Annotated in this window: 18 protein-coding genes and 1 tRNA gene; 10 read left to right on the top strand and 9 right to left on the bottom strand. The window is 61.5% G+C overall.

What is annotated here, in order from left to right:
• The first annotated feature begins 51 nt into the window (after nt 1–51).
• Nucleotides 52–2211 (top strand): RNA polymerase sigma factor RpoD, encoded by a 2160-nt coding sequence (gene rpoD / locus IVB46_RS26065; RefSeq protein ID WP_063985486.1) that lies wholly within the window; start codon nt 52–54, stop codon nt 2209–2211.
• A gap of 109 nt (nt 2212–2320) precedes the next feature.
• Here rpoD and IVB46_RS26060 read toward each other — a convergent pair whose 3' ends face one another.
• Both IVB46_RS26060 and IVB46_RS26055 read right to left on the bottom strand, forming a co-directional pair.
• A complete protein-coding gene (locus IVB46_RS26060; RefSeq protein ID WP_028150700.1) occupies nt 2321–2557 on the bottom strand; it encodes a hypothetical protein in 237 nt (78 codons plus the stop codon).
• Nucleotides 2558–3192: 635 nt separating this feature from the next.
• Complete coding sequence (locus IVB46_RS26055; protein ID WP_247315323.1) at nt 3193–4131, bottom strand: OmpA family protein; 939 nt, start codon at nt 4129–4131, stop codon at nt 3193–3195.
• A gap of 341 nt (nt 4132–4472) precedes the next feature.
• Here IVB46_RS26055 and IVB46_RS26050 point away from each other — a divergent pair, with 341 nt between their 5' ends.
• Both IVB46_RS26050 and IVB46_RS26045 read left to right on the top strand, forming a co-directional pair.
• Entirely contained in the window at nt 4473–5135 is a 663-nt protein-coding gene (locus tag IVB46_RS26050; RefSeq protein ID WP_247315321.1) for a hypothetical protein, read from the top strand.
• 69 nt (nt 5136–5204) lie between these two features.
• On the top strand, nt 5205–6011 hold the full coding sequence (locus IVB46_RS26045; protein ID WP_247315320.1) for a lytic murein transglycosylase: 807 nt from the start codon (nt 5205–5207) through the stop codon (nt 6009–6011).
• Between the two features lie 111 nt (nt 6012–6122).
• On the opposite strand, the gene IVB46_RS26040 is transcribed toward IVB46_RS26045, so the two are convergent.
• Nucleotides 6123–6953, bottom strand: a complete 831-nt coding sequence (locus tag IVB46_RS26040; RefSeq protein ID WP_247315319.1) for an SDR family NAD(P)-dependent oxidoreductase — start codon at nt 6951–6953, stop codon at nt 6123–6125.
• A gap of 119 nt (nt 6954–7072) precedes the next feature.
• Between IVB46_RS26040 and IVB46_RS26035 the strand changes: the two genes are divergently transcribed.
• From IVB46_RS26035 to IVB46_RS26020, 4 genes are all read left to right on the top strand, one after another.
• Nucleotides 7073–7447, top strand: coding sequence for a response regulator (locus IVB46_RS26035; protein WP_247315317.1), 375 nt, complete (start codon nt 7073–7075; stop codon nt 7445–7447).
• A 55-nt stretch (nt 7448–7502) separates the two neighbouring features.
• Nucleotides 7503–8114 carry a LysE family translocator gene (locus IVB46_RS26030; RefSeq protein WP_247315316.1) on the top strand — a complete coding sequence of 204 codons (612 nt, stop codon included), beginning with the start codon at nt 7503–7505 and terminating at the stop codon, nt 8112–8114.
• 641 nt (nt 8115–8755) lie between these two features.
• Nucleotides 8756–9967: a GGDEF domain-containing protein gene (locus IVB46_RS26025; RefSeq protein ID WP_063985482.1), complete on the top strand. Its 1212-nt coding sequence runs from the start codon at nt 8756–8758 to the stop codon at nt 9965–9967.
• A gap of 34 nt (nt 9968–10001) precedes the next feature.
• A complete protein-coding gene (locus IVB46_RS26020; protein WP_247315314.1) occupies nt 10002–10628 on the top strand; it encodes a peptidoglycan recognition family protein in 627 nt (208 codons plus the stop codon).
• A gap of 111 nt (nt 10629–10739) precedes the next feature.
• Here IVB46_RS26020 and IVB46_RS26015 read toward each other — a convergent pair whose 3' ends face one another.
• The 4 genes from IVB46_RS26015 to IVB46_RS26000 form a co-directional block, all read right to left on the bottom strand.
• Nucleotides 10740–11132: a hypothetical protein gene (locus IVB46_RS26015; protein ID WP_028150707.1), complete on the bottom strand. Its 393-nt coding sequence runs from the start codon at nt 11130–11132 to the stop codon at nt 10740–10742.
• A 288-nt stretch (nt 11133–11420) separates the two neighbouring features.
• The gene (locus IVB46_RS26010; protein WP_063985480.1) at nt 11421–11762 is read right to left on the bottom strand and encodes a hypothetical protein; all 342 of its coding nucleotides are present in this window, start codon (nt 11760–11762) and stop codon (nt 11421–11423) included.
• A gap of 337 nt (nt 11763–12099) precedes the next feature.
• Nucleotides 12100–12999 (bottom strand): RNA polymerase sigma factor RpoH, encoded by a 900-nt coding sequence (gene rpoH, locus IVB46_RS26005; RefSeq protein ID WP_014492123.1) that lies wholly within the window; start codon nt 12997–12999, stop codon nt 12100–12102.
• Nucleotides 13000–13215: 216 nt separating this feature from the next.
• The gene (locus IVB46_RS26000; RefSeq protein WP_247315311.1) at nt 13216–14223 is read right to left on the bottom strand and encodes an RluA family pseudouridine synthase; all 1008 of its coding nucleotides are present in this window, start codon (nt 14221–14223) and stop codon (nt 13216–13218) included.
• Between IVB46_RS26000 and IVB46_RS25995 the strand changes: the two genes are divergently transcribed.
• The 3 genes from IVB46_RS25995 to IVB46_RS25985 all read left to right on the top strand — a co-directional run bounded on the left by IVB46_RS25995 (nt 14222) and on the right by IVB46_RS25985 (nt 16647).
• Nucleotides 14222–14566 carry a hypothetical protein gene (locus tag IVB46_RS25995; protein WP_247315309.1) on the top strand — a complete coding sequence of 115 codons (345 nt, stop codon included), beginning with the start codon at nt 14222–14224 and terminating at the stop codon, nt 14564–14566. The genes IVB46_RS26000 and IVB46_RS25995 overlap by 2 nt on opposite strands.
• A 57-nt stretch (nt 14567–14623) precedes the next feature.
• A tRNA-Glu gene (locus IVB46_RS25990) sits at nt 14624–14698 on the top strand.
• Between the two features lie 107 nt (nt 14699–14805).
• Entirely contained in the window at nt 14806–16647 is a 1842-nt protein-coding gene (locus IVB46_RS25985; protein ID WP_247343777.1) for a site-specific integrase, read from the top strand.
• A gap of 130 nt (nt 16648–16777) precedes the next feature.
• Here the strand turns inward: IVB46_RS25985 and IVB46_RS25980 are convergent, their stop codons facing one another.
• Both IVB46_RS25980 and IVB46_RS25975 read right to left on the bottom strand, forming a co-directional pair.
• A complete protein-coding gene (locus IVB46_RS25980) occupies nt 16778–18499 on the bottom strand; it encodes a hypothetical protein (protein WP_247343774.1) in 1722 nt (573 codons plus the stop codon).
• 607 nt (nt 18500–19106) lie between these two features.
• Nucleotides 19107–19652 (bottom strand): hypothetical protein, encoded by a 546-nt coding sequence (locus IVB46_RS25975; RefSeq protein ID WP_247343770.1) that lies wholly within the window; start codon nt 19650–19652, stop codon nt 19107–19109.
• Between the last annotated feature and the right edge of the window lie 966 nt (nt 19653–20618).

Here is a 20618-nt window from a genome sequence, read left to right as displayed (position 1 = left end):
AGGCGGGCGGGCCGTTCGGCCTTCTGCATGAAGCGCGTTTAGGAGCAATGGATGGCCACCAAGGCAAAGACGCTGCAGGCGAAGGACAAAGAAAAGGACGACAAGGCAGCGGACGCGCCGGAGAAGGACTCCCAGGACGCGCCGTCGCCGTTGCTCGATCTGTCCGACGCGGCCGTGAAGAAGATGATCAAGCAGGCCAAGAAGCGCGGCTTCGTGACCTTCGATCAGCTCAACGAAGTTTTGCCGTCCGACCAGACCTCCCCCGAGCAGATCGAGGACATCATGTCCATGCTCTCGGACATGGGCATCAACGTCACCGAAGCCGACGATAGCGACGGCGAGGAGGACAAGGACGAGGGCGGCGAGGACGAGACCGACAACGAGCTCGTCGAGGTCACCCAGAAGGCCGTCACCGAGGTCAAGAAGAGCGAGCCGGGCGAACGCACCGACGACCCCGTGCGCATGTATCTGCGCGAGATGGGCACGGTCGAGCTGTTGTCGCGCGAAGGCGAAATCGCGATTGCGAAGCGCATCGAGGCCGGCCGCGAGGCCATGATCGCAGGCCTCTGCGAAAGCCCGCTGACCTTCCAGGCCATCATCATCTGGCGCGACGAGCTCAACGAAGGCAAGATCTTCCTTCGCGACATCATCGATCTCGAAGCGACCTATGCCGGGCCCGACGCCAAGGGCGGCATGAACACCGCGATGATCGGTGGTCCGACCGGCGAGAACGGCGAAGCGTCCGCCGAAGGCGGCGAAGCCGCTGTCGTGAACGGAGCTGCGCCGGCGCATGTCGCGCCGCCCGCCGCGCCGCCGTCACCGACCCCGTTCCGCGCCGCGCCTGCGCCCGGCAATGCCGGCGAAGGCGAGAAGGATCCGGGCGAAGCCGCCGCCGAAGCCGACATGGACGAGGACGACGAGTTCGAGAACCAGATGTCGCTCGCGGCCATCGAGGCCGAGCTGAAGCCGAAGGTCGTCGAGATCTTCGACAAGATCGCCGACAGCTACAAGAAGCTGCGCAAGCTTCAGGAGCAGGACATCCAGAACCAGCTCGAGAGCACCTCGCACGGGCCCTCGCTGTCGCCGCACCAGGAGCGCAAATACCGCAAGCTCAAGGACGAGATCATCGTCGAGGTGAAGTCGCTGCGCCTGAACCAGGCGCGTATCGACTCACTGGTCGAGCAGCTCTACGACATCAACAAGCGCCTCGTGTCGCACGAGGGTCGCCTGATGCGCCTTGCCGACAGCCATGGCGTCGCGCGTGAGGACTTCCTGCGCAACTACACCGGCTCGGAGCTCGATCCGCGCTGGCTCAACCGCGTCTCGAAGCTCTCGGCCAAGGGTTGGAAGAACTTCGTCCATATCGAGAAGGACCGGATCAAGGACCTGCGTCACGAGGTGCACCAGCTCGCCGCGCTCACCGGCCTCGAGATCGTCGAGTTCCGCAAGATCGTGCACTCCGTGCAGAAGGGCGAGCGCGAGGCACGCCAGGCCAAGAAGGAGATGGTGGAAGCCAACCTCCGTCTCGTGATCTCGATCGCCAAGAAGTACACCAACCGCGGCCTGCAGTTCCTCGACCTGATCCAGGAAGGCAACATCGGCCTGATGAAGGCGGTCGACAAGTTCGAGTACCGCCGCGGCTACAAATTCTCGACCTACGCCACGTGGTGGATCCGGCAGGCGATCACCCGCTCGATCGCCGACCAGGCGCGCACCATCCGCATCCCCGTGCACATGATCGAGACGATCAACAAGATCGTGCGCACCTCGCGCCAGATGCTCAACGAGATCGGCCGCGAGCCGACCCCGGAAGAGCTCGCCGAGAAGCTCGGCATGCCCCTGGAGAAGGTCCGCAAGGTCCTCAAGATCGCCAAGGAGCCGCTGTCGCTCGAAACCCCGGTCGGTGACGAAGAGGATTCACATCTCGGCGATTTCATCGAGGACAAGAACGCGATCCTCCCGATCGACGCCGCGATCCAGTCGAACCTGCGCGAAACCACAACGCGCGTGCTCGCCTCGCTCACCCCGCGCGAAGAGCGCGTGCTGCGCATGCGCTTCGGCATCGGCATGAACACCGACCACACGCTGGAAGAAGTCGGCCAGCAGTTCTCGGTCACCCGCGAACGTATCCGCCAGATCGAAGCGAAGGCGCTGCGCAAGCTGAAGCATCCGTCGCGGAGCCGGAAGCTGCGGTCGTTCCTGGACAACTAATTCGGATCGTCATGCCCGGGCCTGACCCGGGCATTCATCCAAACAAAAACGGCGGGCCGAAAGCCCGCCGTTTTCTATTTGTGCCGACGCTTCGCGAGTCGGGCGGAGCCTACTTCTTCTTCGCGCCGACCCGGTCGAGGGTCTTGATTGCCAGCGGCGGGCGGCCGGACTTTTCCGCGATCTCGCGGTCCTGCTCCATGATGAAACCGCGCGCGGGCTCGTCGCCGTCCAGGCCTCCGAGCAGCTCCGCAGGCACGCGCCGGTTGGAGCGTTGGGAGCCGTCTTCGTAGAAGACGTTGAAAAAGGCGAACTCGCCCTTGGGATTGGTTCCAGGTTTTTTGGCCATGGCGGGCTTGTCGTCGATCAGGGCGCTATAGTCAAATGACTTTGGCGGGTTTTCCGGTGGTCACACGGACCTGTCGCGGCGGTATCGGCTGCGCAATCGATCGATGAAGTCCGTTTGCTGGATGTTCGGATGCGTCCGGCGCTTCGTAAAATCCGATGCAACCCTTCGCTCAACAAACGGCGGGCCGCAAAGCCCGCCGTTTATTTTTGGTCTTCAGCGTCGCCCGGGGCTGGCGGGGCGACAACCTAGAATAGAATACTATAACTTGCGCCATAGCGTGGCAAGGCAAATCGTTGACGCTGTGATGTCGCATCGAGCGCGTCAGATATGCGCTGGTCGCGACGTCTGGTTTTGATGCGCATCAAAGCAATTGTTTGGATGGCCAAATCACTTTGTTCATATTTCCCGCTCTCGCAACGCAACGAGAGGTGCGCGCTTTGTAAAAAAGCGCGTTCGCCTGCACGTCTTCCGTCCGGGTGCACAGGTTGTGTTCCATTGTGCGAACGAGTTCCATATCCGCGGTTGCACATCTCAATGCGTACACGTGACGAGTTCCGCTACGACGAGCCACTTCTCCACCGACAACGCCATTCAAGAGATACTCGGAGCGCAGGTGGGAAAGATGAGTGCGGCCGTCACGGCGCCACCAGCTCCACGCGCCGGTTGAGCGCGCGGCCGGCGTCGGTGGCGTTCGAGCCGACTGGTGCCAGCAATCCCACGCCGGCAGTGCGGAGCCGCGTCTGCGCGATCCGAAAGTTTTTTACGAGCTCGGCTGCGACCGCTTCGGCGCGGCGCTTCGAGAGATCGAGATTGTATTCGTAAGCGCCCTGGCCGTCGGTGTGGCCGACGATGAAGACGTTGAGCTGCGGCTGACTCGCCAGCAGCTTTGCGATCTGCTCCAGCGTCGGGCGGCTCTCCGGCTTCAGCACGGCCTTGTCGGTATCGAAATAGATGCCGTAGAGCGCGATGTGGCCGGTCTCGCCAAGGCCCTTCGCCATCGCGGCAGCATCGACCATCTTGTTCGCGATGGCGCCGAGCTCGGCGACCGTGACTTGCGCGGTGATGTCCTGATTGTTCTGGCTGACAATGACGCTGGCATAGGTCTCGCGCCCGCCTTCGGTCTTGCGGCCGGAAAAATAATGGTAGTTGAAACCGTCGACCCACATCTGCGGGACCGGCAGCGTGTCGATGCTTTCCGTGAAGGGAATGGCGCCGCAGGCGTCGGTGTCGCAGGCGAGCAAGGTCTCGAAGCCCGCTTTCGCAAGCTGCGTCTCGAAATTGCGCGACACTTCCAGGATCGAGGGGCCGGGATTGGTGCGATAGGCGATGCGGAAGATGCGGCCTTCGAGCCGCCGCGCATCGGCCGGCTGGCCGTCCCTAAAGGCGGCCGCCTGCATCCGTGCGGCGTCAAAATCCTTCGTCACGTAGCCGGTGATGACGCTGCCGGTGAAGCGGCCGATGCCGGGATAGTCGCGGCTGCCTGCGACATCGCGGGTCTGCGCGGCGGCGGCGGTGGCGGTGAAGGAGAGCAGGGCGAGGACAGCGAGCATCCGGTGCGGAATGGGCATGGTCATCTCGATCGGTTGGGGACGGGGCGCTGCTCCTTAGTCGCGCGCACGGCTCTGTCGGTTCTAGCTTGACGTCGAGCATTTGACGTTGTGCGCTCGCGTATCGCACGATACTGGGCCAAGCGGGGAAGCAGGTCATCCGCCGTTTGCATAGCTCGCTGGCATCTCCGATGCCCAACGACTACAATGGTCTTCTCATTTCTTCACGGCCTGAGATGACGCGATGACGATAACCCAGCCTAGGCGGAGACATTGTCGTGAGGAAATGGCTTCTTTGGGATACATGCCGTTCTTCTAGTTGTTACCCACTCATCCGGGCGTTTCCCTTTTCAGTCTAGGAACATCTGATGCTTGAACTTTTGGGAGCCTTGGTCGTCAAGGCGCTGGAAAAGATAATGGGTGAGGCGATCGATGTGGGTGCCAAATCTCTTCTAGATCGTCGAAAGCTATTCAAGAAGTTCTTCGAACTATACGAAGCGGCTGCAGACTTGGAAGCGCAATCGAAGGCGGCGTACATTGAATTTGCAGGATACGCAGGCGGTACGGAAATTCTAACGAAGACCGTTCCAGCGAAGAAGCTCGACAAATTGAATCAGGCCTTAGACCTGTTCATGTCGCGTGTGTCTGCTATCAGGTCTGTTATTGATCTGTACGAGGGAAGCCTACTAATATCACTGAATGACGTCGCGGCAATGAAGGGAATGAATCTCCGACACTTGCGTATGGTGTTGCCCGAAGCGGTTGGCTACGATCTTTTTGTGCCCACCAAGCGCTCGCCGAATCAACCTCGCCTCGACTTATCCAGCCGTGAGTACGATGCTAAGAAGTATCTGAAGAGTAGAGAAGCGATGACCGAGTTTGGCCTTGTTCGCATAGATCTTCGGGAGCGTGAAAGCATCGAGAGAATTCTTGGTCACAGTGAGGCAGCAGTCCAAGAGATTGCAAAGGTCAAGGAAGCCCTTGGCGCATTCATTCGGAAGAATTTTCCTCTTGATAAGGTGATAATCTAGCTCTTCCGGGTTCGTTCGCGGATAGGGTTGCAAATGTTGAGCACGAGCTGATTTAAAGGATTTTCCCGCATGTCGAGACACGCCCTGGCCACCGCCTTCATCCTCTGTCTGGCCGGCGGATCGGCGCAGGCCGCGCGCTGCGGCGGCGACTTCAACAGCTTCGTCGCCAGCATGACCTCGGAGGCGCAAGGAGCCGGCGTCTCGGCGAGCGTGACCAGCGCGGCCTTCAGCGGCATCGCCCAGGACGGCGCCGTGCTCGCGTTCGACCGGCGCCAGCGCTACACCTTCAACAAGAGCTTTGAGCAGTATGTCTCGACCCGCGTCGGTCCCGGCCGCATCAATGGCGGCAAGGCACTGTTGCAGCGCCACGCGGCGCTGCTCTCGCGGATCGAGCAGCAGTTCGGCGTGCCCCGCTACATCCTGGTCGCGATCTGGGGGCTGGAAAGCGATTTCGGCAAGGGCGACATCGGCAAGCTGCCCGTGATCCGTACGCTCGCCACGCTCGCGCATGATTGCCGCCGCACCGAGCTGTTCCAGGGCGAGCTGCTCGCCGCGCTCAAGATCGTGCAGCGCGGCGACCTGCCGCTGCGCGACCTCATTGGCGCCTATGCCGGCGAGATCGGCCAGACCCAGTTCTTGCCGTCGTCCTACATCAAATACGGCGTCGATTTCGACGGCGACGGCCACGTCGATCTGCGCCACAGCGTGCCCGACGTGCTCGCCTCGACCGCGAACCTGCTTCACACCAGCGGCTTCAAGATGGGCCAGCCCTACGGCGAAGGCACCGCCAATTTCGAGGCCATGCGGGAGTGGAACAGGGCGGTGATCTACCGCAAGACGATCGGCTATTTTGCGGACCGGCTGGCGGGGCAGTGAGGCGGGCTGGCACATAGTTTGTAGGGTGGGCAAAGGCGCGAAGCGCCGTGCCCACCATCCTTCGTGTCGTCGGAAGTGGTGGGCACGCTTCGCTTTGCCCACCCTACGGACTTACGTCCCCTTCGCCATCTTCTCCAGCTTCCGCTGCAACGGCGCCCAATAGGTGCCCGGGCGGAAGCGCTGCAACAAGTCCATGAAGCGGGCGTCGTTGCCGATCAGGATGCGGGGCTGGTTGTTCTCGATGCCCTTGATGATGCGCAGCGCGGCGTCTTTCGGCGTGGTCTTTGCCGCGTTCTCGAACCGCTCGATCGATTGCGCGCGGCGCGCATTGTCGGTGACGCCGACCCCGGTGCGCGAATTGCGCGCGATGGCGGTAGCGACGCCGCCGGGATGCACCACCGACAGTTTTACGGGGCTGCCCGCGACCGCAAGCTCGTGCCGCACGCTCTCGGAAAAGCCGCGCACCGCGAACTTGGCGGCGGCATAGGCCGACTGTCCCGGCGGCGCGATGATGCCGAAGATCGAGGAGACGTTGACGATGTGCGCCTCTGCCAGCGTCTTCAGGTGTGGCAGGAAAGCGCGCGTGCCGTGCACCACGCCCCAGAAATTGATGTCGAACAGCCACTCCATCTGCGCCTGGTCGATCTCCTCGAACGATCCCATCAACGCCACGCCGGCATTGTTGATGACGATGCCGAGCGCGGGATGCGCCGCGATCGCATCACGCGCGAACTCCGCGATGTCGCCGGGCTCGCTGACGTCGACGCGATGCACGCTGACCTTGCGTGCGGCTCCGATCTCGGCGGCGAGCGTCTTCAATCCGGCCTCGTCGCGATCGGCGAGCGCGAGATCGCAGCCTCGGTTGCCGAGCTCGATCGCCAGCGCGCGGCCGATGCCGCTCGCCGCTCCCGTGATGGCGGCGGCGCCGCGAATGGCAGTCATGATGTCCCCCCGTCAAGCCGGTCGTGTGGAACTATGATCTACATTTTTCCTGATGGAACTGAACCACCGGCGAACTGGCTCCTTAACATAGGTTACGCAAGCAAGCACTGGAGTGGCCCATGGGACAGGCAGCACCATTTCGCGCGACGGCGCTGATCGTCGAAGACGACGTCATGCAACGGGAGATGCTCAGTCTTCTGCTGGAGGAGAGCGGCTACCAGGTCATCCAGTGCGATAGCGCCGAGGCTGCCCAACGGGTGCTCGACAGAAGCGCCGGCGCGCTCTGTCTGATGCTGACGGACGTTCAGCTTGCGGGGCGCATGACCGGGGTCGAGCTCGCGCACGTCGCCAAGGACCGCAATCCAAAGCTCGACATCGTCGTCACCTCCGGCCGCCCCTTGGCGCAGCCCTTGCCCGATGGCGCGAAATTCTGGGCCAAGCCATGGGCGCCGCTCGACGTGCTCCGCGAAGCCGAGCTCGCGCAGCCGTCCTGATGGTCGATGCGGGGGCTCGCTTTCTTGCCGTGAGGCACGGTGATAGGGTCTGCCCATGACCTTTTCCTTCCTGCTCACCTCGCTCATCGTCGTCGCCTCGCCCGGCACCGGCGTGCTCTACACCTTGGCTGCGGCGCTGACACGCGGCTCGCGCGCGAGCATCGCTGCCGCCTTCGGCTGCACGCTCGGGATCGTGCCGCACATGATAGCTGCGATGCTCGGGCTTGCCGCGGTGCTGCACACCAGCGCGCTCGCCTTTGCCGCGCTGAAATGGGGCGGCGTCGCCTATCTGCTCTACATGTCCTGGCAGGCGCTGCGTGAGACCGGAGCGCTCGCGGTCGATGGCGAGATCAAGGAGCGGTCGAGCCGCCGCGTCATCGTCACCGGCTTCCTGATCAACATCCTCAATCCGAAACTGTCGATCTTCTTCCTGGCCTTTCTGCCGCAGTTCATCGCGGTGGATGAAGTCCACGTGCTGGCGCGGATGCTGGAATTGAGCGGCACCTTCATGGCGATGACCTTTGCGGTGTTCGTCCTCTACGGCCTCTGTGCGGCGTCGGTACGCGAGCGCGTCATCTCCCGCCCGCGTGTCATGGCCTGGCTGCGTCGCAGCTTTGCCGCCGGCTTTGCCGCGCTTGGTGCCAAGCTGGCGTTTGCGGAGCGGTAGGCTTCGCCTTCATCTCTCCCCGCTTGCGGGGAGACGCCGCAGCTGAGTGCGGCCAATAAAAAAGCGGGCCTTGCGCCCGCCATCCTCAAACTCTCTCGACCTTACCCGACGCCCGGGCGGAGCGAGGCTCCACCCGGGCAAAGAACATGCTGGCTACTTCTTCTTGGCGGCCTTCTTGGCCTTTTTCTTCGTCGCCTTCTTCGCCTTCTTCGCTTTCTTAGCCATAGTATCCTCTCAAGGGTTCATGGTTAAACGCGACACGAGGGATGCTCGGCGGAGGGCCAGCCTCGCAACATCCTCGACCACAAACTCAGCAGATTCGCGGGCGGCTGCCCCGTGCTGTCACATCTGTGTCATTACGTTATCCACAGCTCAGATGCGTTTTCGGGTGATTTTTGCCCACGAATCCGCATCGCGATGCGCATCGGCGTGGCCGCGCAGGGAGACCGCGACATGCCTAATGATCCGATAATCGCGGCGCACTGTTCATGAATCCAAAACCAAGGGCGAGCTTTCGCAGATCGCAGTGAGGTTCCGTTAAGTGCAATCCGCGCATTCTTCTCCGCAAGAACGCGGGGAAGGGTCATGGACGAACGGCTGCCAGAGATGGGGGGTGCGACGCTGCGCGTGCCGCACGCGCCATGCTGAACGTACCGACACTCTGGACGGTCTTCGTCGTCAACTTCCTGGCGCTTGGCCTGATCTGGGCCTACGTGACGCGCTCCTATCCGAAATTTGCGGCCGCGCGGTTCTGGATGGCATCGTCGTTCGTCGGCGCCGCCGGCGCGATGACGGCCCTGGTCCGCCTGTTCGTCGCCTCTCCCCTGCCGCTTCTTGTCGGCGCTGCCGGTATCATCGCGGCGAGCTGCCTCGCCGCCATGGGCATTCAGCGCTTCTATGACCGGCCGGTCTCATGGCGCGTCATGGCCGCAACGGGGGTGCTAAGCCTCGCCGGCGTCGTGTTCTTCATGGTCGGCTTCGAGCACATGCAGCTGCGCATGCTCAGCTACACGCTCGGCCAGGCCTTGCCGCTGGTGCTGGCGCTGCGTCTGCTCCTTGCGCCGCCGGAGGGCCGCGTCAGCCCGGGCGCGCGGCTGTCCGGCATCGTCATCCTCACCATCATCGGGATCTTTGCGGTTCGCACGCTGGGTAATCTGCTCGGCCACGATTTCTCGGCGCGCGCCGGCGGTCAGGCTCATGGCGTCATGGTGCTGGGCCTCCTGTTCCTGTCGATGACGCTCAATTTCGGCTTCCTGCTGATGGCGATGGATCGCCTGCGCAACGAGGTCGCCGACCTCGCGCTGCTCGACGATCTCACCGGCGTCGCCAACCGGCGCCATTTGTTGCAGCGCCTGTCCGAGGAATGCGCCCGGTCTGAGCGCAGCGGCGAGCCGTTCTCGCTGCTGGTGATCGATCTCGACGGCTTCAAGGCCATCAATGACTCCCATGGTCACGCCGCGGGCGATGCCTGCTTGCGGCACTTCACCCTGATGGCGCAAACGCGGCTGCGGCCGGGCGACATGCTGGCCCGCACCGGCGGCGACGAGTTCTGCGTCGTGCTGCCGTCCTCGTCCCTGCGCGAGGCTGCCGCGATCGCCCGCCGCGTGCTTGAGGTCTGCCGCCAGGACGCCGCGGCCTGTACAACCAGGGACATCCCGATCGCGATCTCGATCGGCGTTGCCGAATGGGACCGCGGCATCGGCCAGTTTCCGGACCGCCTCATCGCCCATGCCGACCACGCCCTCTATGACGCCAAGAAAAACGGCAAGAACGACTTTGCCGTCTACGATCCGGCTCCGCCGCTCTCGCCTGAGCGGCCCGGGCTCGGCGAGGCCACGCGCAAATTCGCATGAAGCCTGCTAGGATTTGGGCCCGCCTTGGACCCGTATGATGATCCTCCGCCTGCCCGCGGCTTTTTTCGCCGCCCTTCTTCTGTTGACCCCAGCCGCTGCGACGGATGCCGGGCTCGCAAAGATCGCGCGCGTCTCCGGCACGCCTGACATTCCCGGCCTGAAAATGGTCTGGCTCGCGCCATGGGGCGATGTCCGCGACGCCCATCCCTGGCGCAACATCATCGTGCACCAGACCGAGGGGCCGGCAGGCTCGGCGCGCGGTGGCGCGGCGGAGCAATCGAAGAACCCGACGCGCCGCGGCGTCACCGTGTGGGTCGAGACCGACGGCACGGTTTATTGGGCGGTTGCGGAGAATCTCGTGCCGACCCATGGCGACGGCGCCAACCGCAACGACAACAAGTATATCGACAACAGATCGACCTATCGCCAGGTGGTGCGCGACAACTCGATCGGCGTCGAGTTCGCCGGCAACTATCCGGATGTCACCGCGGGCCCGACCGAGGCGCAGGTCGCGGCCTGGAAGATCCTCGTGAAGGTGCTGCGCGCGCGCTACGGCATCCCGCTCGACCACGTCTATGCGCACAACTGGATCGACTACAAGGACGCCCGCTATTGCGAAGGCTGCTGGCTCGCGACGCTGGCGCGGATTTGGGGGGAGTGACGAGCAGGCGCGTCCGGCAACCAAAGGCCGAAACCTCCGGTGCCGGACGGCCATCGAGAGCGATCGCTATCGGCTCTCATCGCCATCCCAAGTCCACCGGTCTTCCCAGGCTCAGGGGAATGCCTTGGGAAGATCGGCGGAAGGCTTCGTGACGATCTGGTGCGCGTCGCGCCAGATCACTTCGCGCTGGCGCGAGGTTGTAATCGTGCGCACCGGCAGGCCACCCTCCTCGAGCAGCCAAGCGCAGTAGCGCGCGCGGCTGACAGCCTCGCGGGCTTGAGGATCGAACCAGCAAATGCCCCAGATCGAATCGCGCCGCTTGAAGTGACGCGCGATGCGTCCAGGAAGCGGCAGATGCTGCGCGAACCAATTGAACTGGTCCGAGAGCTCATGCCGGATCCAGTCCGGACAGTTGTTTCGCTGGACATACCAGGACGCACGAAAGAAGCCGCTCTCCACGCGACTGTGCGGGTGGATGAGCGGTGTAACGAACCGCAAATACATGACGACACGGCGCGACGCCTTGTTGCGTCGCGCCCCTCGCAGCCAGATGCAATGAATGGAGAACAGCCGCGAAGCGGCGTTCAGCTTATGACCGATTGCCGATCAAAGAGGTCGGCGGTCAGAACGTATCGATCTACTTTTCATGCCGCCTCCCTTGGTTGCGCTGAACAACAAAGGCGCGATAGCGCGCCGGGCGGCAGCACATACACCAGCAAGCGTCCTGCGGCAAGCGTGATCGACAAGGACGATTGAGCGGGAACCATTCATGACGCGCTCCGGAATGACGAGCTAAACCGGCTGCGCCATCCATCCGAACAGCCGTCGCATCAATCCCGGCCGCCGTGGCAATTCCGGCGGACCGTCCGACGCCAGCACGCGTTTGAAGAAGTAGTCCAGGAACACCATGTCGTTCGGCTCGGTGACGGTGAATTGTTCGTCGCCGAAGAACACGCTGTAATTATAGAAGAACGGGCCCATGAGCGGGATCGTCGCGGTCGAGGCATAGTCCTTGGAGATGACGAACTCCGCAGGATCGAGCCCGTGCTCGCGCATCGCCTGCTCGACCAGCGGCAGCTTGCGCATGAACTGGGCGGAGAAGCCGCCGACGGTGGATTGCAGGATGATCGACACGGTTGGTGTCCGTTCAGTTGAGGCCGCCGGCCCAATCATTCTGGGTCGGTCGACCGGACGCGCGGGTTCAAGGCAAGCCCGGTTCTAGGTCGGCCAGGAGAAGGAGACTGTGATGGCGGTCTCACTTGGCAGGGCTCTCCGCCACAACCCCCGCTGTCATCGCCCGGTTCAAGCCGGGGCATGACAGCGAGTGTGGAGGTACGGCGCGCGTCGCATCGCGCAGAGAAAGCACGGCGGATCACTCAAACAGAGCATCGCCACAAACAAAAAAGCCGGCGTTGCCGCCGGCTTTCTGTCTCTTGTCGATCCGCCAATATCTACCGCGAGAAAAGCCCGCTTAATGCGCGGCTTCCAGCGCGGCCTGTTCCGCCCGAGCGATCGTGCCCTTGACCGCGGCCTGCACCTTTTCAAAGGCGCGGACTTCGATCTGGCGCACGCGCTCGCGCGACACGCCGAACTCGGCGGCAAGGTCTTCCAGCGTCATCGGCTCATCGGCGAGGCGGCGAGCCTCGAAGATGCGGCGTTCGCGCGGGTTGAGCACGCCCATGGCGCCGTTCAGCGCGTCACGGCGTTCGTCATACTCCTCGTGCTCCGCCAGCATGGCTTCCTGGTTGGGCGTGTTGTCGACCAGCCAGTCCTGCCATTCGCCGGCTTCGCCGTCATCGCGGATCGGAGCGTTGAGCGACGCGTCGCCACCGAGGCGGCGGTTCATGTCGATCACGTCCTGATCGGTGACACCGAGGCGCTTGGCAATGATCTTCACCTGGTCGGGGCGGAGATCGCCCTCGTCCAGCGCGTTGATCTTGCTCTTCGCCTTGCGCAGGTTGAAGAACAGCTTCTTCTGGTTCGCGGTGGTGCCCATCTTCACGAGCGACCAGGAACGCAGGATGTACTCTTGAATCGACGCCTTGATCCACCACATCGCGTAGGTGGCGAGACGGAACCCCTTTTCGGGTTCGAAACGCTTCACCGCCTGCATGAGGCCGACATTGCCTTCCGAGACGACCTCGGAGATCGGCAGGCCGTAGCCGCGATAGCCCATGGCGATCTTGGCCACGAGGCGGAGATGGCTGGTGACGAGTTGGTGCGCCGCGTCGCGATCGTCATGCTCACGCCAACGCTTGGCGAGCATGTATTCCTGCTGGGGTTCCAGCATCGGGAACTTGCGGATCTCGGCGAGGTAGCGAGAAAGGCCGGATTCTCCATTGAGGACCGGCAAAGCAGCGGTACGGGCCATGATGAAGCCCTCCAAGGTTCAGGCCCCCGATAGCGGCGGGCCAGGCAGACGACCGCTGTGTTAAAGCCGGCCGTAGCTGCGATGTTCCGTTGGTCATTTCCAACGCAAGCGCAATATACCCCAAGGGGGGTCAAAAAGGGAAGGATTGCTGACGTCACGTCCCCGTGTGGCAGCTATAACTTTTTGTAATGTAACGCTTTTCCAAGGCGGCCTGCGTCATAGCGCCGCTTTCAGGGCACCCTGAAGGAGAAGCAAATCCTTCGGCAGCGGCGCTTCCCAGTGGAGTAATTCTCCGGTTCTCGGGTGCTCCAATACCAGCAAATAGGCATGCAGGGCCTGCCGCCCAAGCGTGGCGAGAGTCGCCTGCGACTCGGGGCCGAGGTGGTTCGCCTTGGTCTTGAAGTGCGGGCCATAGACGGCGTCGCCCATCAGGGGATGGCCGATATGGGCGAGGTGGACGCGGATCTGGTGGGTGCGTCCGGTCTCGAGCTCGCAGGCGAGCAGGGAGGCGATCGGCTTGCCGTCACGCCCCGCAAAACTCTCCAGAAGCTCCCAATGCGTCACCGCCTCGCGGCCGCCCTGGCGCACCGCCATCTTCTCGCGCGCATACGGGTGGCGGTCGATCGGCGCATCGACGGTGCCGCGGTGGCGTCCTGGCAGCCCCCAGGCGAAGGCCATGTAGCCGCGGCGCATCGCACCCGTCCGGCCGTGGTCGGCGAATTGCGCGGTGAGCGAGGCATGGGCGAGGTCGTTCTTGGCGACCACCATCAGCCCGGTCGTGTCCTTGTCGAGCCGATGCACGATGCCGGGCCGGCGTACCCCGCCGATGCCGGAGAGCGAGCCGCCGCAATGGGCGATCAGCGCATTGACCAGCGTGCCGGTCTCGTGGCCGGCCGCGGGGTGGACGACGAGGCCCTTCGGCTTATTCAGGACGACGATGTCGTCGTCCTCGAACACGATATCGAGGGCGATATCCTCGCCCTTGGGCTCGGGCGGGGCCGCCTCCGGCACGTCGATTGTGATCGTATCGCCGGATGCGACGTGATAAGCGGGGTCGCGGATCGCGGCGTCCTTGAGGCTCACCGCGCCCGCCAAAATCAGGGCTTTCAGCCTTGATCGCGACAGGTCGGTGAGGTGCGCCGCCAGCACGCGGTCGAGCCGGGTCGAGCCCTCGTCGCCGGCGACCACAACCTCCAACCTTTGCGCAGAGCCAGAATTTTCCATGACGACGTCTGATACCGCTGTTCCCGAACCGAGCCCCGAGCAGGCCGCGCTGTTCGCGCGGGTGCGGCGGATGATGCTGATCGCGGGGTTGACCACGGCGCTGGCAATCTGCGCCGTCCTGATCGCGGTGGGCTACCGCCTTTTCAAGTCGGAGGGAAGGGCGTCCGACGTGGCCGGCGACGTCACCGCCGCCCTGCCCAAGGGCGCCAAGATCGTCTCGACCGGGGTCGCCGGCGACCGCCTCGTGGTCACGCTGGACGTGGGCGGCCTCATCGAGATCCGCACCTTCGACGCCCACACCCTGAAGCCGGCCGGAAAGCTGAAATTTGCCAATGAGCCGTAAAAGGCTCGTTCGGGTCCTTGCGGCGGACAAATTTCGAGGTTATTGGCTAGCCCTCACGCTCCCTTCGTCTAGCGGTTAGGACGCGGCCCTCTCAAGGCTGAAACAGGGGTTCGATTCCCCTAGGGAGCGCCAGCAGCTTCAGAAGCTCTGAAAATTCAAGAACATCGCACAAATCAATAGCTTGTCTGCCCTTGACTGGTAGCAACTGTTGGTAGCTTCTGATGCACGCGATGCCACACTTGATCAAGAATAGCGCCGGCACTTGGTGCGTCCAAAAGAAGGTGCCAGAAAAGCTGCAGGCCGCTGTGGCGCGCGTGCTCGGAAGCAAGAAACAGACGCAGGTCTATCTCAAGAAATCCCTCGGTACCAAAGACCGCCGCGAGGCTACACGCCGAGCAACGCACGCGCTTGCCGATCTGGACCGCACGTTGCGTGAGGCTGAGGCGCTCTCAAAGCAAAAACTCCCTGAGCGCAAGGCGCAGCAACGCGCCACCGTCAACGATGCCGAAGTCAAACGGATGGGCGAGTATGTCTATGCCAAGGCGTTAGCTTGGGACGAGCGCACCAGATACGGACGCGACGAGTTCAAGAGGATTCAAGCCGAGCACGAGCGACTAGAGGGGCCATTGAGCGCCCCTTGGGCAATTCCGTATGAAAGTTTGCCTTCACATGGTTGGTCTCCGGCGCAACTCGCCGAGCAACGTCAGCAACTTAACGAGGACCTGAGCGCCATGCGGGAGAGCCTAGCACTGGGCGATACCTCAGCAGTGCAGGATCACGTTGATGACGCCTTATCGGCCTTCAACATTGATCTGGATCGACAGAGCCCCGCGTATCCGAAGCTGGGCATGGAAATCCTTAGGGCATACGTGCGCGCCCTTCAGGCCATAGAAAAGCGAAATGCAGGTGAGCCTATCGAGACGCCAAAGCTCACTGTGGGCGCCACGAGCGCACTTGAGACCGGGGGTACGCTTCGCGTTGCATTTGAAGGTTGGGAGAAGGAGCGCGAGCGACCAACCGGTTCCATATCCGAATACAGACGCGCGGTGGAACTGTTCATTCAACTTCATGGTGATTTGACCGTCGCAGCGATCAAGAAGTCTCATGCGCGGCAATACCGCGAGGCGCTGCAGGATGTACCACGTAAGCGCACAGGTTCATTGCTGAAAGCGTCCTTGCCTGAACTAGTTGAGTGGAGCCGCAAGCATCCGGATGCTGCGAAGGTCACCCAGAGCACGGTCAATAAACAGGTTGGTGCACTGCAGACCATTGCGGAGTGGGCATATGCAAATGGTGTGGTCCCGGAAGACACGCCGTGGAGCAATCCGTTCGCGAAGATGCGTGTGCAAGGAGAGCAGTCTGAACGAACGTCGTTTGAGAGCACTGAGCTTGAAACACTCTTCGCTGCTCCCGTGTTCACTAAGCACGAATATCCGGAAGGTGGGCGTGGTCCATCTGCTTTCTGGTTGCCGTTGTTGGCGCTGTTCAATGGTGCACGTCAGGCTGAACTAGCCGGAGTCACCGTAGCCGATGTGCGAGTGGAGCCGGAGACGCTGACGCCGCTGTTCTATGTCACCACACAAATCTCACGAGGCAAACACCTCAAGACTAAGGGTTCGCAAAGAGTCATTCCCATTCATCCCCAACTCGTGAAGCTCGGTTTCCTCCGGTACGTTGATAACGTACGGCATCAACATGGCGAGCAAGCATTTCTATTCCCGTTGATCGCGCCGAAGCATAAGTGGGATCGGGCAGGCGTCTCTGCTTATTCCAAGTGGTTCGGACGATACCTGCGCGCTCAGGGCGTCACCGATACTGCCAAGGTGTTTCACTCGTTTCGACACGGTTTCAAAGACGCGCTCCGCAAGACCACACCCGACGAGGAACTGCGGGACGCGCTCACGGGCCACAGGGGTCCGAAGTCGGTCGGCAGAGGCTACGGCGCAAAGGAAATGCTTGCGCGTTTCGGCCTAACGAATTTGAAGAACGCTGTTGAAAAGGTCGAATACGTAGGGCTGGACCTGACGGGTGTTCAGCCGTTCGTTGTGCAAACTCAGGCCCGCGAGGTTCGCAAACGCTAGCGAATTTAGTCGATTGCGTATCACCGGAAGGGCGCGGCGCTCACGGCTAGTCTCAACTCGTTGACGCAAAGAAAGGCCGCACACCCGGACTCCCGAGGGAAGCTGTGTGCGGCCATTGTTTTGTGAGAAACTAAGCTGCTGACTTCATGAGGAAGCTCTTCGCTCCTCGCCCCTTGCCTTCTGACCCGTAGATCACGCCAGCCGTCTTGAGTGCAAGCGTAGTTGGATTGTTCTCGTCGCGAAGTATCTTTTGCAGATCCTTTCGTTGCTGGGGCTTCAGCCCGAACTCTCGGCCAATCACGCTCATCGATGTGCGCCCGGGATTACGATTGCCCATGAATGTGATCAGACGCTCTTGTGGGAGCTCCGACAGTTTCACGCGGACCTTTGGGCCGTCCGGCTCGAAATCCCAACTCTGCACTGACACGTTTGGAAGTTCTTGCCGGATGTATTGCAGTATCTCAGTTCCACGCTGACCTTTCGGCAAGACTATGAATACCTCCGTAGGAGCACAGCGGCCGTGCTCGTCAATCACCCTACGAAGACGTACGCGACCAACCGCTTGGATTATGGACGCTGCCAAGTGGCGGCGCTGCAAAAGTTCGCGGACGTTCTCGTGCTGTTTCCAGGTTGGGTTGTCGTGCCACTCGTCGCATTGAACACCCTGAAGCGCGAAGAAGACGCCCGTTCCCCATACGTGATCCCGAAACGGAAGCCCAAAGACAACGGTGGTGTCGAAGTCCTTGAACGCATTGCTTCCGTCCACCGCACCCCAATGGACTGCTTTGGCCTCGGCAACCCCAAGGTCGGCCGGAGTAGGCACAAGGTGCTCCACATTCTTGTGCACGCAGAACAACACCTTCCGTTCGGGGAGTAGACGTTGCGATAGGTCTGCCTGCAATGCCGCGAAGCGAGGGCCCGCAAGCTCTTCCATAGCGGTCTTCCCGATACGCTCGGTACGTGCCACGTGGAGTGTCACGTTGCTGTAGTCACGAACTCCGCGCGGGGTCGGAATGATGTCTGCTCGGTCCTCCATCAAGTCGTACATGAGGTCAACGCCCGCCGTCGCATCAAGGACGACTGGGCCCGGGAGCTCCAAGGGTACGGTTAGGGCTGACGAGTTGAGAGAGTGCTCGGCACCCCGCAAGGTCATGAAGGCGTACTGATCCAGCAGGGCCTCGGCCGACGCCAAGGTCTTGTCGAAGCGGTTCGCCAACCTCTGACGCTCTTTCTCGTCGTCCTTACCTATCAGCTTGTCATACGGAAGTCGGCGCATGTCTGCGCGCAAACCAGCAAGCTCCGCTGTGACCGGGGACTCGCCTTCTTCCCATGCGAGCGAGGTGCCCACACCGAAGCCATCGTTCTCACCGGCTTGCGAAAGCATACACTCAAGAAGCGTCTCCAATGCTGCGACCTCAGACGAGTGAGACTTACGCATTTCATGGGTGATATGGCCTATGACACGGCTCAGTTCGTCCAATTTTAGCTGGATGTGTTCCACGACGTTAGCCAAAGCCTCGTCCACGATGGTGAGAAGCCGTCTTCCGCCTCGCCAGTGCGTCAGGCGGTGCCATCGTCCAGCACTTACACCAGACAGGGTCTCCTTGGCGCTCGTGTAAGCCGCGTGAGTGATGACAACAACGTCGCTCGCGTGCAGTTGCTCTGGAGAAGCCCTATGGTCCGTGTGGTCCGCAATGGCAACTTGCCGACCCACGTAAGCATTGATTTCTGACACCACCTCGTCAGCCTGAGCCTTGAGGCGTGTTACAATCATGATGCCGATAGGCTTCACGCAGGGTGCAGCGGTGACGTTCTGTTCGGCCTGAAGGCCTGAGTACACCACAGCTCCCATGGTCTTCCCTGAGCCGGTAGGCGGTTGGAGAACACGCCATCGGCTTGGCTGACCTTGAGCGGTAGATATAATTGATTGTTGGTAGGTGTTAGCCATAGTGCGCCATAGTTTCCTTAGGGGCTCACTGGCAGGCATGCCAAATTCTTCGGTCCACCGGAGAGTGAACCTGTCGACGAACGTCTGCGGCGACACGAGGGCGTATTGCTCGTGCAGGCCGATATGGTCTGTCATAAGTTGGGAGTTCCAAGAATTAACGGGGGTGAAACTCCTAAAGATAGTTCTTTAGAAGTCTGGCCCCCATTGTTGGAAAGTCGGCACAAGGATCGTTAATGGATCGTGCCAGCGTTGGGATGTGTCATCTAATTTCACATCTACGGATAGATATAAGTTGATGTCGATATTGGGTGTTGGTCTCCGGCCCCACCAGCAAAGGACTCCTAAGGCCTTCTCTGGGGGCTCTGGTGCGAGCGCTGGGTCGAGCCTATAGAACGCACCGATGACCCCCAGAAGGACTCCTAGGCCTCTTGGCGCTGTCTGGCGGTGTTACGCAGTTACTGAGGTGACCCTCGGTTCTTGGCGAAGGTTTCCTCAGGTGACAGCGCGGTATTCATTGCCGTTCGCTAATCTCGTCGAGGAAGTCGGTCACCTCTCCCAAGAGCAGCTTGGCCCTACTGGCTGGTTTTGCCTTGGTGTACGTGAGCACGGTGTTGATAGCCTGAGTTTTCACCTGAGGCGTCGATGGTCCCACCGCGAGCACAAAGGCTTCCCTTAGTGCCACTTCAGCCAGCCCGTCGTCTGTCGTAGGGATTAAGAAGTTCGAGCCAGCCTTAGCAACGACCGTGAAGCTCTCTTCAGGTATCTGGCCGTTCTGTTTGAGGGCTGCGATGAACCTGTCGGCGTGTTCGTTTGCTTGTGCCCACGCCAACGTTGCCTCTGCACGACGCATTCCATCAGGGACGCCGTATCGAGAGAACTTCGTCGGGTCCCGCTTGGCGGACTTGATCCGCATTTGGTCACGTTGCTTCATCCTCTCGCGAAACTCGGGTGTGGCCCAAAGTTCCTTGAGGCGTGATGATGTTGCCTGAGTTGCCCGAGGGGCGCCTTTGCTTCGCGGAGACTTATTACGGGGCCGCGATTTGTTGATGATGGTCATTGTTCTCTTGGGTTCGATATCGTTCTGCAAGCGTGTGTGTCTCATTGAAGTTAGGGAGGTGGTGAGCGAGAGCTTCGGTGCCTCTGTGGCCGGTTCTTTCGAAGCGCTTCTCCTGAGTGTGGGGGAGTACATCGGCTAAGCCATTGATCGTCCGGCAAAGAGACCCTAGAAAGCCGAGGACTTGTGTGGAGCTGACAAAACAGGGCGGGACGTGCCCGACCGGCCGCCGGAGCATTGGCGCGTCCTTGGTGTGAGCGTACGCTACCTCGTCGGCTAAGTACTTGATTTCACGCCATAACACCCCTGACAGCAGGTGGCCTTGTGTGGAGCTAACAAAACAAGGGCTCTCGTTCCCGAGGGAAACCGGATGTCTTCCTTGTTCGATGATGATGGGGTGGCGCGGCAAGCCCTTGAGGCCCTACGGTGGCCCCAAGGCCCCCGATGCACCCATTGTGACGCATGTGGTGCCGACGTATTCGTGATTGGCGGACCGAAGCAGAGCCACCGAGACGGCCTCTATCACTGCAAACTTTGCCGCAAGCAGTTCACTGTGACCTTGGGTACCGTTTTCGAGCGCTCTAGGATCAGGTTGAGCACGTGGATGCGTGCGGCTCACGCGTTTAGCGTGGAGGCTCAGCCCTTGCCGACGCTTTCGGACTTAGGTCTTGAAATCGGCATCTCCTACAAGACCGTGCTGCGAATACGGGACATAATCAAACAGGCCGCCAAGCGCTACAAAGGACACAAAACCGGTTTCGGCGCGTGGCCCCGTAGCTTCATGAAAAGCAGGGCACCTCGCCTACAGAACTATCGCGAACGTAAGATTGCGCTAATGACATCTGGAAAGCACCCATCGCAGCATACAATGTATCCCTCCATTGAAGGCCGCCTTGTTTGACGAACGTTATAGCTGCAGGTCCTAGGGGTAATCCTAGGAGAAGTGGTATGACGATTTCGAGGACGGAG

The sequence above is a fragment of the Bradyrhizobium sp. 61 genome (genome assembly GCF_023073075.1).
GTDB lineage: Bacteria > Pseudomonadota > Alphaproteobacteria > Rhizobiales > Xanthobacteraceae > Bradyrhizobium > Bradyrhizobium barranii.
This window is presented reverse-complemented; position numbering and strand designations above follow the sequence as displayed.

What these genes read in the sequence shown, in the direction of transcription:
- IVB46_RS26040 (WP_247315319.1), bottom strand. Translation starts at nt 6,953, where the DNA reads ATGACTGCCATTCGCGGCGCCGCCGCCATCACGGGAGCGGCGAGCGGC.
- IVB46_RS25975 (WP_247343770.1), bottom strand. Translation starts at nt 19,652, where the DNA reads ATGACCATCATCAACAAATCGCGGCCCCGTAATAAGTCTCCGCGAAGC.
- IVB46_RS26045 (WP_247315320.1), top strand. Translation starts at nt 5,205, where the DNA reads ATGTCGAGACACGCCCTGGCCACCGCCTTCATCCTCTGTCTGGCCGGC.
- rpoD (WP_063985486.1), top strand. Translation starts at nt 52, where the DNA reads ATGGCCACCAAGGCAAAGACGCTGCAGGCGAAGGACAAAGAAAAGGAC.
- IVB46_RS26020 (WP_247315314.1), top strand. Translation starts at nt 10,002, where the DNA reads ATGATGATCCTCCGCCTGCCCGCGGCTTTTTTCGCCGCCCTTCTTCTG.
- IVB46_RS25980 (WP_247343774.1), bottom strand. Translation starts at nt 18,499, where the DNA reads ATGGGAGCTGTGGTGTACTCAGGCCTTCAGGCCGAACAGAACGTCACC.
- IVB46_RS26060 (WP_028150700.1), bottom strand. Translation starts at nt 2,557, where the DNA reads ATGGCCAAAAAACCTGGAACCAATCCCAAGGGCGAGTTCGCCTTTTTC.
- IVB46_RS26000 (WP_247315311.1), bottom strand. Translation starts at nt 14,223, where the DNA reads ATGGAAAATTCTGGCTCTGCGCAAAGGTTGGAGGTTGTGGTCGCCGGC.
- IVB46_RS26050 (WP_247315321.1), top strand. Translation starts at nt 4,473, where the DNA reads ATGCTTGAACTTTTGGGAGCCTTGGTCGTCAAGGCGCTGGAAAAGATA.
- IVB46_RS26035 (WP_247315317.1), top strand. Translation starts at nt 7,073, where the DNA reads ATGGGACAGGCAGCACCATTTCGCGCGACGGCGCTGATCGTCGAAGAC.
- IVB46_RS26025 (WP_063985482.1), top strand. Translation starts at nt 8,756, where the DNA reads ATGCTGAACGTACCGACACTCTGGACGGTCTTCGTCGTCAACTTCCTG.
- rpoH (WP_014492123.1), bottom strand. Translation starts at nt 12,999, where the DNA reads ATGGCCCGTACCGCTGCTTTGCCGGTCCTCAATGGAGAATCCGGCCTT.
- IVB46_RS26015 (WP_028150707.1), bottom strand. Translation starts at nt 11,132, where the DNA reads ATGTATTTGCGGTTCGTTACACCGCTCATCCACCCGCACAGTCGCGTG.
- IVB46_RS26030 (WP_247315316.1), top strand. Translation starts at nt 7,503, where the DNA reads ATGACCTTTTCCTTCCTGCTCACCTCGCTCATCGTCGTCGCCTCGCCC.
- IVB46_RS26055 (WP_247315323.1), bottom strand. Translation starts at nt 4,131, where the DNA reads ATGACCATGCCCATTCCGCACCGGATGCTCGCTGTCCTCGCCCTGCTC.
- IVB46_RS25995 (WP_247315309.1), top strand. Translation starts at nt 14,222, where the DNA reads ATGACGACGTCTGATACCGCTGTTCCCGAACCGAGCCCCGAGCAGGCC.